Raw genomic sequence first — 14,176 nt, 5'->3', positions numbered from 1 at the left:
CAGCCGTCTCTGCTGTAGGAGGGGAGCTAAGTCCTACTCTTGGACGAAAGTCTAAGTTTAGGCACTCCCCCGTGATTACAGAAGCCGACACTGTACTTGGTACTCCAAGTCAGTGTGGGTAGTTCACAAGAATATCCCCCTCTCCACCAACGAAGAAGGGGGGAAATTCTACTTACATCCTAAAGACTCACGAGTATCTACACCAGTTTTAGAATTAACACCACTTGCCTTAACACAAAGTTTTTTCACTTGCGTCCCATCTAAAATTGCATTCGTAAAATCAGCACCTGTGACATTTACATCATCAAAAACAGAACGCAGCATCATTGCATCAGTCAACACAGCATCACTTAAATCAGCATCCTTAAACTTTGTTAGATAGGCTATGCCTTCACTAAAATCAGCACCATGCAGATTTACTCCCTCCAGTAGGGTACCGTTAAACACACCACCACGTAAGTCAGCATTGCTAAAATTAGCATTCTCTAATTTGAGATTAGTAAACTCAGTGCCAACTAAACTTTGACCAGAGTAATCCTTGCCCTTGAGTTCATCATTACCTACAGAACGGGTAATACTGGAAGAACTTGCAGCTTGCGCCGATAGGGGAAACAAAAAAAGAACCATTGCTAAGACAAAGCTAGCTAAGAGTCGCCAATATTTCATAATGTCTTCTTAATAAATCTCAACACTTGCATCATTAACTATTAAACCTCACAGAAGAGGACAAAGGAGATGAGGAAGCAGGGAGAATAACCAATGCCCCAATTCAATACACAAGACTGTAAAACCAGAAAGCATCTCGTAGGATGATATATGTTGAGGTGCGATCGCAAAATAACCTGTGGCTAATCAAGAAGACAACGCCCAATCTCTGGCGCGAACCCCTTTATATCAATTGGGTGTAGAACTCAAAGCACGCTTTACCAGCTTTGGCGGCTGGGAAATGCCTGTGCAATTTAGTGGCATTAGCCGCGAACACGACGCTGTAAGAAATACAGCCGGAATGTTCGATATTTCCCACATGGGCAAATTTACCTTCCAAGGTAAAAATCTCATTTCCCAACTCCAGCCTCTAGTGCCTTCAGACTTGAGCCGTTTGCAACCCGGTCAAGCACAATACACCGTATTGTTAAATCCCCAAGCCGGAATTATTGACGATATCATTATCTATTACCAAGGTGAAGACGCTACTGGTATACAGAGGGCATTCATCATAGTTAATGCGTCAACCTCTGGTAAAGACAAAGCATGGCTATTGCAACACCTTGACCTGGATAAAGTGCAATTCCAAGACCTTTCACCAGAAAAAGCTTTAATTGCTGTGCAAGGGCCAAAAGCAATTAAATATCTCCAGCCATTAGTGCAAGAAGACTTACAACCAATCAAAGCCTTCGGACATTTAGAAGCAACCCTACTAGGTAAACCTGCCTTCCTGGCCCGCACAGGTTACACCGGAGAAGATGGCTTTGAGGTGATGGTAGACCCAGATGTGGGGGTAGAATTGTGGCGAAGTCTCCATAAAGCTGGTGTTATCCCCTGTGGACTTGGTGCCAGAGACACCCTGCGCCTAGAAGCGGCAATGGCACTTTACGGACAAGATATCGATGACACCACCACACCCTTAGAAGCAGGTTTAGGGTGGCTAGTTCACTTAGATACCAAAGGCGATTTTATTGGTCGCGAAGTTTTAGCACAGCAAAAAACCGCTGGAGTTCAGCGCCGATTGGTGGGTTTAAAAACTCAAGGACGTAACATTGCCCGTCATGGCTATCAAGTGTTATCCGCAGGTAAAGTTGTGGGAGAAGTGACTAGTGGCACTCTGTCGCCTACACTTGGTCATCCCATTGCCTTAGGCTACGTTCCTACCCAACTAGCAACCGTCGGTCAACAGTTAGAAGTCGAAATCCGCGGCAAAGCTTACCCAGCAGTTGTAGTTAAACGTCCCTTTTATCGGTCAAAAAATCGTGTCGCCAACTGATAAGCGTCGAGGTTTTTGAGGAATAATGTGTTGTGAGTTACTCAATCTACAGTAAGGTTCATTACCAGATATGGCTTGGATGACTGTTGGGGCAATAATTTTTTTGACAAGGGAGAGGAAGTGATATGTCTTTTGAATATCCTCAAGATTTCAGATACTTGGATTCTCATGAATACGTGCGACTAGATGGCGAAATTGCCACCATTGGCATTACTGAGTTTGCCGTAAATGAATTGGGCGATATCGTCTTTTTGGAGCTGCCAGAAATTGGCGATGCTCTTACCAGAGGAGAAAACTTTGGCACAATTGAATCAGTGAAAGCCGTTGAAGAACTGAATTCACCAGTGACAGGCACAGTTATAGAACGCAATGAAGCCTTAATTAATTCTCCCGAAGAAGTGTCAGAAGACCCCTACGGAGAAGGGTGGTTTTTGAAAGTGCGCGTCAATGACCCTGGTGAAGTTGAGGATGCGTTGACAGCAGATGAGTATCGGGCCCAAGTAGAAGGGGAGTAGGGAGTAGGGAGTGGGGGCAGGGGGCAGGGGGAAAAACTGCAAATTCTTCTCCCTAATTCTCCCCGCTCCCTTGCCTTTTTTCTCTGCCTGCCTCAACCAAAAAGTTCCTTAACTGAACGGTATTGCCATCTCTCCTATCTCCCATTCCAACCGAAGATAATTCATGAAATTTAGATGAACTGAAAAGTTACACTTACTTCTCATGAGTATTTATTGCAAAATATGAAATAGTACCATCTGGAGAGTAATTTGTGGTATTGAACGCCCCTATTCTCAAGTCTAATGAGCAGCAAGTGCTGGACGAAAAAAGTCAAAAGTTAAGTAGTTTTGTGCGAAGACACATTGGCCCTAACTCTGATGACATCCAGCAAATGCTTAAGGTTTTGGGGTTTCCTAGCCTGGATACCCTAATCGACCAAACAGTTCCACAAGCAATTCGACTGAAGCAACCGCTAAAGTTACCAGAAGCAGAAAGTGAGTATGCAGCACTGACATCTTTAAAAAAAGTTGCTACCAAAAATCAGGTTTTCCGCTCATACATTGGTATGGGATATTACGATAGTATTACCCCACCTGTGATTGGGCGTAACATCCTAGAAAACCCCGGTTGGTATACTGCCTACACTCCTTATCAGCCAGAAATTGCCCAAGGGCGACTAGAAGCGCTGCTGAATTTCCAAACCCTAATTATCGATTTAACAGGTTTGGAAATCGCCAATGCCTCGTTACTTGATGAAGCCACAGCCGCCGCTGAAGCGATGAGCCTAAGCTATGGTGTTTGTAAAAATCAAGCAAATGCCTATTTCGTCTCTCGTGACTGCCATCCCCAAACTATCGATGTGTTGCAAACACGTGCTCAACCATTAGGGATTAAGATCATTGTCGGCGATCATCAAACATTTGATTTTGATCAAGCAATTTTTGGGGCTGTTCTGCAATATCCTGCAAGTGATGGCACCATTTACGACTACCGCGCTTTTATAGAAAAAGCCCATGCTAAGGGTGCATTGGTGACGGTAGCAGCAGATCCTTTAAGTTTAACTTTGTTGACCCCTCCTGGGGAATTTGGGGCTGATATTGCTGTCGGTAGCACCCAGCGCTTTGGTATTCCGTTGGGGTTTGGGGGGCCTCATGCGGCATACTTTGCTACGAAGGAAGAGTATAAACGGCTGGTTCCAGGGCGAATTGTAGGTGTATCAAAAGATGCCCAAGGTAAGCCTGCATTACGTCTCGCCTTGCAAACCCGCGAACAGCACATCCGCCGCGAAAAGGCTACTAGTAATATTTGTACTGCACAAGTGCTGCTGGCGGTAATGGCGAGTATGTACGCCGTATATCATGGCCCAGATGGACTGAAGCAAATTGCAGAGAATATCCACTCATTAACGGTGTTGCTGGCACAAGGGCTGAAGCGTTTAGGTTACAGCGTCGTTTCAGAATCTTTTTTTGATACGCTGCGAGTAGAACTGGGAACACGTAATTTAAAAGATATTCTAGAAGCTAGCGAACAGCTTCAAATTAACCTGCGGATTTTTGATACAACTGCTGTTGGCATTTCCCTAAATGAAACAACTACACCAGAAGATTTAATCGACCTCTGGCAAATTTTCGCTGGTACAGATGATTTACCTTTTACCTTAGAAGAATTAACTTCTCCCTCTCTTCCTCATCTCCCCCTCTGCCGTACCAGTACATATCTCACCCACCCAGTTTTTAACCGCTATCACTCAGAAACTGAGTTGTTGCGCTATCTGCACAAGCTGGAAAGCAAGGACTTATCGCTAACGACATCAATGATTCCTTTGGGGTCATGCACAATGAAGTTGAATGCGACAGCTGAAATGATTCCGGTAACTTGGGAAGAATTTGGCAAGATTCATCCATTTGCTCCCTCGTCACAAACGCAAGGTTATCAAATCTTGTTTGAGCAACTGGAGGCATGGTTAGCTGAAATTACCGGGTTTGCAGGAATTTCTCTACAACCAAATGCTGGTTCTCAGGGCGAATATGCAGGACTTTTAGTAATTCGTCAATATCACGAAAGTCGGGGTGAAGCACACCGCAACGTTTGTTTGATTCCCACCTCGGCACACGGCACAAACCCTGCGAGTGCGGTGATGTGCGGGATGAAGGTGGTGGCAGTTGCCTGTGACTCACAAGGTAATATTGACGTTGATGACCTGAAGGCGAAGGCAGAAAAACATAGCAATGAACTCGCCGCCTTAATGGTGACATATCCCTCAACTCACGGTGTTTTTGAGGAGCCAATTCAGGAAATCTGCGCTGTTGTTCATAGTCACGGTGGACAAGTTTACATGGATGGGGCAAATATGAATGCCCAAGTAGGAATTTGCCGTCCTGGAGATATTGGTGCGGATGTCTGCCATTTAAACTTGCATAAAACCTTCTGTATTCCTCATGGTGGCGGTGGCCCTGGTATGGGGCCTATTGGCGTTGCTTCTCATCTCGTGCCCTTTTTGCCTGGACATCCTGTTGTCACTATCAACAACTCAACTCAGGACTCTAATATTGGTGCTGTGGCGGCTGCGCCTTGGGGTAGTGCTAGTATCTTGGTGATTTCTTGGATGTACATCGCGATGATGGGTGCAGATGGTTTAACCCAAGCAACTAAGGTGGCGATTCTCAACGCTAACTACATGGCCAAGAAACTGGAATCGTACTATCCGGTTTTGTATCAGGGGAAAAATGGTCTAGTTGCCCATGAATGTATTTTAGATTTGCGATCGCTCAAAAAATCAGCTGCGATTGAAATCGATGATGTCGCCAAGCGTCTGATAGATTATGGTTTCCATGCACCGACTGTCTCCTGGCCTGTAGGGGGTACAATCATGGTGGAACCTACAGAAAGTGAATCTAAGCAAGAGTTAGATCGTTTCTGTGATGCGTTGATTTCTATTCGCCAAGAAATTGCCCAAATAGAAGTAGGCAAAGTGGATGTCCAAGATAATGTTTTGAAGAACGCACCCCACACTGCCGAAAGTCTCATTACAGGAGAATGGCAGCATCCTTATTCTCGTGAACAAGCTGCTTATCCTGCGCCTTGGACTCGTGAATATAAATTCTGGCCTGCTGTTGGGCGCATTGATGCAGCCTTTGGCGATCGGAATTTTGTTTGTTCTTGTCTGCCAATGGATACTTATTCGTAGTACTTCAGCGCTAACCGCCTTTCTATAAACAGAAAGGCGGCTACTATTTGGAGTCTCAGAATAATGGTATGGATTTTGTTTCGTCCCAAGACGCAAGATGAAAGATTGCTTTATTAATACTAATTCTCCATGAAGATGCAGGTAATATTTATTAAACGAACTACAAAGGAAGAGATAAATTAAGTAATTATTCAGTGTAATGTTACAAAAAATTAGTATAATATCTTATAGCTATTGACATTTTTTTACTTAGCTATGGAATTTAGTATATATGGTTCGATACGCATTAAATAAGAACCGTATTTTTGTTGATGCTCAATTGAGCCTCTACGATAAGGATGAAATTTTCACATGTATATTCTGCGATCGCCCACTTTTCTATAAAAAAGCGCACCACAAAACACGCAAAGAAACATCATTCTGGGTTTGTGGACATTTTTCTCATAACGTCAATATAGAAGAAGTACAAGAAACAGAAATTGATTGTATCAGCAATCAATTTGTCAGTACTAGAAGCGAAAGTGCAGTACATAAATATGCCAAAAGTCGAGCAGAAAATATACTTAATGCAACTACTGAAACCTACTTTAAACAAGACAAATTTGAGTCAATTCAAGAATACCAATATCCTGGCAGAAGGACTGATATTGCACTTGTTAATAAAAAGGGAGCAGGTTTTCTAAATTACGAAATACAGACTTCTCCTACAAGTTTTAATTCTATTACCACAAGAGTAGAGAAAGACAAAAGCAACTATGTAGGAGCAACAATTTACGCAATTGGGGAAATCAGCAGAAGAGGATCTGCTGATGAATGGGGTAAAGGTGTTGGTGGTCTGGGTGCAACTCAGGCAGTACTGTTAGCTTCATGCCTGGAAGCTTATGGAATGGCTCAGGATATTCAAAAAGTTGCAACTTATCATGAAATCACGCACTTTGAAGATATTAGAACCGGATTTACTTATATAGAGCGAAAAGATATATATGGAGACATTCAATTTAATCAGCATAAGCTTATAAACAGACATAACGAAATCAGTAATGTAACTACAGACACAACAGCCGAAGTTATATATCAAGCAATACTTGAACATGAGAAACTACTCAAAGACCCTATAATATTTGACATGGGTTTTGCTGGCAACCCTTATATTTCAAATGTGAGCGATACAGTCGAACGATTTGATGGTGATGACGATAATACAAAGAGATATGAAACACCTTTAGCAAAATTAGATTTAGAGTTACTTCAGAAACTCAAGCTACTGTGTCAAACACATCAGGGAGATATAGGGGCTGCAATAGAGTTTGATATTGATACCCATAGAGCAAAAGTTGTCTTGCTATGGCAAAATGTAGAGCGTTATGAGTGGATAGACTTTAAAAACTTATTTATCTCAGAAGCAGATTTTATATCTACGACAAGCTCATGCGAAAAGACTGAATTAGAAAAACAAGAAGGGAATACCGCCTGCATAAAGATAATTAAAACAGAAAGAATTCCTTACAATATACTTAATCCAATACAAAATTGGAGCCAGGAAACTGCAAGTAGAATACAAAGACTCAAAATAGGTGACAGATGTACCTGGATGGATGCACCCAATTGGTGGAATCCGAAGGGAGAAGAAATCAATGATATTGCCCAAGATGGAAAAGTGCGTCTTGCTTATAGTGGTAGATATATTCCTAGAGAGGAAGTGATTCTTATTGAATCTGCGGAATAAAAACCAAGCAATTGATCGCCATTAGTCCAGAAACTGTTTCCGCTTATTGATGGGCTGAATTTTTGTCTAAGTCGTATTCTTTAAGTGCCAGTACCTGTAGCATTTCTAATTCTTCCCTTACAGATAAAGGCTGATACCCCAATGCAAATGCTTTGGAACTATCTAAAGAAACATCTGCTGGTCTAGGCGCTGCCATTTTCACATCTTGTTGCCGGCAGGATTTCAGACCAGTGCTAGGAAGTTGAAATACTTCCACTAATATCTTTCCAAAATCATAACGTGAAATCCGCTCTTTACCACCTAAGTGAATGATGCCGTTGACTTCTTCTAATGCTAATAAAAGTCCTTTGGCGGCGGTTTTTCCACTTACTGGGGTGCGAAATTCATCAATAAATAAATTTAGCTCTTTTTCAGCTTTTAAAGTTTCGATAAATGGCTGAATAAAGCTTTTAGCTGTGGGTGTTGCCGCACCAAACATCAAGGGCATTCGACACACTGCTGTCATGGGATATCTTTCTAGCATATCTGCTTCTGCGATCGCTTTCTGCTCACCGTAAAGATTGACAGGACACACGGCATCTGTTTCTTGATAGGGGGCATTTAAGCCATCAAAAACTAAGTCGGTTGAGGTAAAAGCACAAGGAATAGAATTATCCGCGCAAAGTCCGGCAATATTGCAGGATGCGATGACGTTAATTGCGTGCGATTCTTTGGGGTTTGTTTGACAAAAATTTGGTTGCGAATGTGCAGCAGTATGAATAACTGCTTCTGGTTTGACATCATTAAATATGCGTTTCAATTCCTGAAAATTTGTTAAGTTAGCTTTTAACATTTTCATACCAGGAATCTCTAAAGGATGGGATAAATAAGTGCCATAAATATCCCATTCTGGTTTGGCAAGCTGGCAAATATGCCATCCTAAAAAACCACTTGCCCCGGTGATTAACAATTTTTTCATGTCTAATTGTAAACCGCTCAAGAAAAATACCTTTCTACAGCAGGCTTATATTCTAATACGCTTGGATTTTATAGACGCGATAAATCGCCGTCTCTACAAGTGTTTTGGTCTTATCTAAACTCTATTGGCTTATATTTTACACTGAGCGGTGGTTACAACAGACTATTGCAGCAATTCCTGAAACTGCTTTTCACTACGCACTTTGATAAAATCTGGGTCAGTTTTTGCTAATTTCTTGTATTTATCAGGAACAAGCTCAATTGCTTTGTCTAAGTTCTCAATTGCCAATTCTAAATTGCTTTGTAAAGCATAAGAGCAAGCTTTGTTGTAATATGCTTGGTGTAAATCTTGCTTGATAGCGATCGCTCTATCATAAGATGCAATAGCATCTTTGTAGCGGTGCAGCTTTGTCAGAGCAATGCCTCGGTTAATTAAAGCTTCATACTTGTCGGGTTTGATGGCGATCGCTTTGTCGTAAGATGCAATAGCATCTTTATAGCGTTGCAACGATGTTAAGGCTATGCCACGATTATACCAAGCTTCATATTTGTCGGGTTTGATAGCGATCGCAGTATCGTAGGATGCAAGAGCATCTTTATAGCGTTGCAATGATGTTAAGCTGATGCCACGGTTAATCCAAGCTTCAGGACTCTCAGCTTTGATGGTGATCGCTTTGTCGTATGCTTTTATTGCATCTTCGTAACGGTGTCCATCTAATAAATTATTACCTTGATGAAAGAAATCTTCCGCTTTCTGGGTAGCCTTGGCTTCTTCTATGAAAAGCTGGGTTACATTACTTTCTTGCACAACTTGTGTAGTCTTTTCCGTTGATGAGTTTGCCCCACTACTACAGCCAAATGCCAAGAAAGCTATCAAACCAGATGCAACGAAGCAGTACCGAAAAACCATGCTATACCTACAAAACTTATAAGATGATGTTAAAAGTTGTTCATTTTTTGAACATTATCAAAATACACTAGTTTTCACCCATTAATTTCCTTCTCTTTTGAAAAATAACTTTGTTGAAGATGTATAGGAGCTTCTTAAATTCAAGTGTACGATACATTATCATATTAAATACACATAAAGCAATTGCTTAGAGCCTATTTCATTCAAAAAACAATTATTTGTGTTGCTATAGCAATGCTTGCAGGAGTTACGAACAAGAAGATCCCCGACTTATTAAAGAAGTTGGGGATCTAACCCTGTCGATAGAGAGGGAATCAAATAGAATTGCTATATCGTTGTTTAGGCGTAGCCCGTTGTAGACATCGCACTCGTGTAGTAATTTACCTTTTAATGAACAAGGGTGCGGTCATCCTATTTTTTAACTAAATGATGCTGTTATTTGCTTAATATTTCAAGCAAGTTTATTGCTCACTGCAACCATCTTCAGGCAGGTCAAAGACGACTTTCAACTGCACGTTGGGAATGATACGATAAAGAAACTAATGTAAAACGCAAAGAGGCGAAGCCTTACTTCGTGCTTTGCCTCTTTACATAAAACCTAATTAATGCCAAACACCGACTCGACAGTTGATTTAATCGAATCCCGCGCATCCTTTAAAGTTTGGCTAATGGGATGTTTTGCCTGCAAAAACACACGGGCACAATTACGTCCCGGCATTCCCGAAATGGAACCACCTGGATGAGTTCCTGCACCAGTCAAGAATAGATTCTCAATTGGCGTTTTGTAGTTGGCTATTTCTGGCAAGGGACGGAAAAATACCATCTGATCTAGGGTCATGTCAACATGGTAATAATTCCCTTTATAAGCACCTAATCTTTCTCCTAGTTCTGCTGGACTTTCTACACGCCGGGCGATAGTTGCATTCTTGACATTCGGTGCATAATCTGCCAATTTATCAACCACCCTATCTGCAACTTTGTTTTTCAATTCATCTGTCCAACCAGTCCCTTTTAAACCAGTGCCTTCTGCACCAGCAATTTGATAAGGCGCAAAATACTCAATCCATACAGTGTGCTTACCTGGTGGTGCTAATGTGGGGTCTAAGTAGCTAGGCATCACCACATACATTGATGGGTCAGCATCAGGAATTTCTCCTAAGCTACATTTACTATGAGCCTGTTCTACATGAGCCACGGAATCAGCAATCAAGATAGAACCAACGAGGTATTCGTCTTTGTGCGCATGGTATGGAAAGCGCAGTGGTTCGTCCAAAGCTAAGTCTATCTTGAGGATGGTTTCGTTGTTATTAACGATGCGGCGTTCTAATCTTTCCCATAAATCTGGGTCGGCTCCATCGATATCACTTTTATCAGTCATTTGTAAAAATAACCGCTTGGCATCGATATTAGAAATAACCCCGTATTTAGCGCGATATTCGGTGTTACCAGCCACTCGTACACCAACGGCTTTTCCATCATCAATTAAAACTTTTTCAACATGTTGGTCTGTGAGAATAACGCCACCTTTGCTTGTGACTAAATTCACCAAAGCTTGCACAAGTGCGCCAGTTCCGCCGCGCGGTCTTGCCATTCCCGGATTGTGACGCATCGCCATCATGATTGCACCAATAGCAAGGGTTTTTTGCGATGGCGGCGCACCAAGTTCTGATGCTAGTCTGGCTAATGGCGCTTTCAAAAATTCCTCATCAAACCACTCGTTAAGTAAATCCTCGGCGCTGGTTAACATGGTGCGAATAAAGTCCAGCGTTTTGTTTGGCGAACCAATAACCGAAAATAAATCTTTGAATTTTTTGATATCGTAGTTGCCAACGATATCTATAATTGACTTTGGCGGTGCATTAAACATCGGAATCATTGCACCGATCGCTCGCTGCCAATAGTCTACAAATTCTGCGTATTTTTTGGCATCACGTTCATTGTAACGGGCGATTTCTGCACAAGTCTTTTCCACTGACTTATGTCCTAAAAAATACTTACCATCAGGGTGAGGACAGAAAACAACTGGATCACATTCCAGATAATGCAAGCCGTATTTTTCTAGTTCTAATTCTTCAACAACTGGCCCCAAGTGAATAAATTCATGGTCGATAGCACACAAGTTAAATTTAAACCCAGGAGCCTCTTGAGGTAAACATTCTTCAGTTGTTGCTGCACCACCTGGAACAGAACGCTTTTCCAGTAACAGGACGCTATAACCAGCTTTTAGTAAATAAGCTGCACAAACTAACCCATTGTGTCCAGCACCGATAAGGACAACATCATACTCTTGCATAGTTGGAATTTAGAAATAAGTAGCTTTCTAAATAGTAGAAACATTTTACTACTTTTACATCATCCTCTAGTAACAAAAATTATCTTTAACTACTGCCAATACTACTAACTAAAGAGATGGTAAATTTGTCGATGATGGTATTTGCTTCACTTGAGTTTCTATCATCAGGATTAAACTACCAGTTTCTACTTTGATATCTTTAATATGAAAGACCATATCTTCCCATTTAAAAAATGGTATATTCATCCATTCTTTGGCTTTCTGCATTATAGCTGTAACTACTTCTATGGAAATTCCCCCTCCCTCAGTGCAGTTAAAACTTTCCAGCATCGCGGGTTGTGAATGAGTCCGTGGACGTGCGATCGCAGTGTAACCCAAAGGGCGAGTATTTTCCATTTCTTTTAACAGTACTCTTCCCCTACATTCTATTTTGCCATCACCAGGTAAAAATAATTCAATTTTTTGTGCCTCAAAACTCACAATTTTACCATCTACTTCGAAATCAAAATCTTGCATCTGACTGCTAACAAAATCTGATGCCAAAGCGCGGTTAATATCTGCTTCTGTGAGTACAATGCGAGCAATGGCATTGACTGGCTCATTGAGTTCTATTTGACCAAAAATAGCGCTTAAGGGATTGATAGCAATACTATCTGTTTGCAGTTTTATTTCCTGTACGCGGATGTCTTCTTGGATTACTAATCCTTTTCCTGCAACCGAAACTCCATCCGCTTGTCCCTGAACTATTTTCAACAGATCAGTTTGTACATCTATTTCAATTTTTTCTGCGTTATCTAGCTTTTCAGATATTCTTCTTTCAGCTTCCTGGGATAGAAATTGTTCCTCCAACCGATGCTCATCAGGCATGAATTAGTAAGCTCCTAAATGTCGTCTTACTAGTTACTGTAAAGGCTAGATGCTAAGGAGCGGATCTACATTGCGGTATATGCAAATTGGAGGATTGAGTAATCAAGTAGAAAGTATTGTTGGTCTTTTAAGTTTTGCTTTTTTGGTAACAACCATTTTCACACCACCGCTAGGGACAATCGTAATACCACGACGGACTGGATGCACTGGACGTTTATCAGTAAGGGTTAGTTGAAAATTCGATAATATTATGGCTGTTACTAATTTTAGTTCATACATGGAAAAGGCTGCACCAATGCAACCGCGATAACCTCCACCAAAGGGTAAATATTCGTAAGGTGAAAATTTGTGGTTGAGGAATCTTTCTGGACGAAACTGTTCTGGTTCTGGGTAAGTATCGGCTCGGCGATGTGCTAAATAAATACAAGGAACTAAAACTGTTTCTGATGTAAATTTCTGCCCCATAATTTCCACTCTATCTCTTACCATCCGCGGTGTACAAATTAAAGCAATAGGATGAATTCGCAGTGTTTCTTGACAGACGGCGGTGAGATAAGGTAATTCTGTAATTGCTTCAGGATTTGTAAGATCAGACAAGGTATTTAGTTCTTGCATTAGCCGATGTTTTACCTCTGGGTGAGAGTGAATTAAATAAAATATCCAAGCTAATACACCAGATGTCGTTTCGTAACCCAACAGCAATAATGAAACTAGTTGATCACGTAATTCCTCATCTGTCATCTGTTGTCCATTTATGTCACGCGCTGACATTAGCATACTGAGAATATCTGTACGCGTAGCGTCACTTTGCCAACGTCTTTCAGAAATTTCTGCATAGATGAGTTTGTCAATTTGCTCTCGTCTTTTTAAGAAAATTCCCCAAGGACTCCATGCACCTAAATCTTGTTGCAGCGAAGGGAAGAAGAACAGGCTAGAATACCAAGGTTTAGTTACATCTTCTAATAAAGAACTCAATTTTTCTTTTAATTCTTGGTAACGCGCACCATGAGTAATTCCAAATACCACTTGTAAGATAATTTCTAAAGTAATATTTGACATTAAGTTGTGTATACAAATATTTGTATCTGATGTCCAACTTTGTGTAAGTTCTTCAGTGATTTGGCAAATTGCTTGTCCATAAGATTTTAAATTATCGCCATGAAAAGCTGGTAGTAATAACTGCCGTTGTTGTTGGTGCGATCGCGCTTCTTGAAATACAATAGAATTTTCTCCAAACAAAGGTTTAAATACATGGGTTGCTTTCTTAAAATCTAACTTTTGTGCAGGTATAGCAAAACAATCACTAATTGCTTGGGGATGGCTAAAAAATACTATTGGTGGTGAATTTAAACCCATTACCCGCATTGTAAAAACGTCACCATACTTGGCAGAATACTTTTCTAAAGTTTTTGTTGGTTGAGCAATTAATTGCAGAGTTTGTAGCAATTCTAGGGTGCTTATCTTATCAAGTACTTTCATTGTTTATTCGATAATTTTATAATTTACTAAGCTGCAATTCATCCAATCTGCTTGCTTGGTATAAGAATTAATCATCCCTAGCCCTCCTTAAAAAATAGGGAATTAGAGCAAGCTTGAAAAAGTGTTTATGGTAATTTTCTAGAGTAGAATACCACTAGTTAAATCGTCTTAATAAATAAACACCATTAGCTTTTACAATGATAATAATAGTATTTTTGCTAAATATTTGGATGCATTTACGGAAAAGTTCCCTAAAGATATTTAGGGTGCACACCCACTTA

General features: G+C 40.9%; 10 protein-coding genes. 4 read left to right on the top strand and 6 right to left on the bottom strand.

Annotated features, from left to right (window positions below; translation table 11 throughout):
* Positions 1 to 168: 168 nt before the first annotated feature.
* Positions 169 to 666, bottom strand: a complete 498-nt coding sequence (locus H6G92_RS03395) for a pentapeptide repeat-containing protein (RefSeq protein ID WP_190890735.1) — start codon at positions 664 to 666, stop codon at positions 169 to 171.
* A 178-nt stretch (positions 667 to 844) separates the two neighbouring features.
* Between H6G92_RS03395 and gcvT the strand changes: the two genes are divergently transcribed.
* The 4 genes from gcvT to H6G92_RS03375 all read left to right on the top strand — a co-directional run bounded on the left by gcvT (position 845) and on the right by H6G92_RS03375 (position 7,389).
* Positions 845 to 1,981, top strand: a complete 1,137-nt coding sequence (gene gcvT / locus H6G92_RS03390; RefSeq protein ID WP_190890733.1) for a glycine cleavage system aminomethyltransferase GcvT — start codon at positions 845 to 847, stop codon at positions 1,979 to 1,981.
* 125 nt (positions 1,982 to 2,106) lie between these two features.
* A complete protein-coding gene (gene gcvH / locus H6G92_RS03385; protein ID WP_190890731.1) occupies positions 2,107 to 2,496 on the top strand; it encodes a glycine cleavage system protein GcvH in 390 nt (129 codons plus the stop codon).
* 251 nt (positions 2,497 to 2,747) lie between these two features.
* Positions 2,748 to 5,663 (top strand): aminomethyl-transferring glycine dehydrogenase, encoded by a 2,916-nt coding sequence (gene gcvP / locus H6G92_RS03380; protein ID WP_190890729.1) that lies wholly within the window; start codon positions 2,748 to 2,750, stop codon positions 5,661 to 5,663.
* 271 nt (positions 5,664 to 5,934) lie between these two features.
* On the top strand, positions 5,935 to 7,389 hold the full coding sequence (locus H6G92_RS03375; RefSeq protein ID WP_190890727.1) for a hypothetical protein: 1,455 nt from the start codon (positions 5,935 to 5,937) through the stop codon (positions 7,387 to 7,389).
* A gap of 43 nt (positions 7,390 to 7,432) precedes the next feature.
* Here the strand turns inward: H6G92_RS03375 and H6G92_RS03370 are convergent, their stop codons facing one another.
* The 5 genes from H6G92_RS03370 to H6G92_RS03350 all read right to left on the bottom strand — a co-directional run bounded on the left by H6G92_RS03370 (position 7,433) and on the right by H6G92_RS03350 (position 13,895).
* Complete coding sequence (locus tag H6G92_RS03370; RefSeq protein WP_190890724.1) at positions 7,433 to 8,347, bottom strand: SDR family oxidoreductase; 915 nt, start codon at positions 8,345 to 8,347, stop codon at positions 7,433 to 7,435.
* A gap of 162 nt (positions 8,348 to 8,509) precedes the next feature.
* Entirely contained in the window at positions 8,510 to 9,256 is a 747-nt protein-coding gene (locus tag H6G92_RS03365; protein WP_190890721.1) for a tetratricopeptide repeat protein, read from the bottom strand.
* A 598-nt stretch (positions 9,257 to 9,854) separates the two neighbouring features.
* The gene (crtO, locus tag H6G92_RS03360) at positions 9,855 to 11,549 is read right to left on the bottom strand and encodes a beta-carotene ketolase CrtO (RefSeq protein ID WP_190890719.1); all 1,695 of its coding nucleotides are present in this window, start codon (positions 11,547 to 11,549) and stop codon (positions 9,855 to 9,857) included.
* Between the two features lie 108 nt (positions 11,550 to 11,657).
* Positions 11,658 to 12,416: an LmeA family phospholipid-binding protein gene (locus H6G92_RS03355; RefSeq protein ID WP_190890716.1), complete on the bottom strand. Its 759-nt coding sequence runs from the start codon at positions 12,414 to 12,416 to the stop codon at positions 11,658 to 11,660.
* A 102-nt stretch (positions 12,417 to 12,518) separates the two neighbouring features.
* A complete protein-coding gene (locus H6G92_RS03350; protein ID WP_190890714.1) occupies positions 12,519 to 13,895 on the bottom strand; it encodes a cytochrome P450 in 1,377 nt (458 codons plus the stop codon).
* Between the last annotated feature and the right edge of the window lie 281 nt (positions 13,896 to 14,176).

The sequence above is a fragment of the Nostoc foliaceum FACHB-393 genome, from assembly GCF_014698505.1.
Classification (GTDB): domain Bacteria; phylum Cyanobacteriota; class Cyanobacteriia; order Cyanobacteriales; family Nostocaceae; genus Nostoc; species Nostoc foliaceum_A.
Note: the sequence above shows the minus strand (reverse complement) of the source record. Positions and strands in the feature narration are given on the sequence as shown.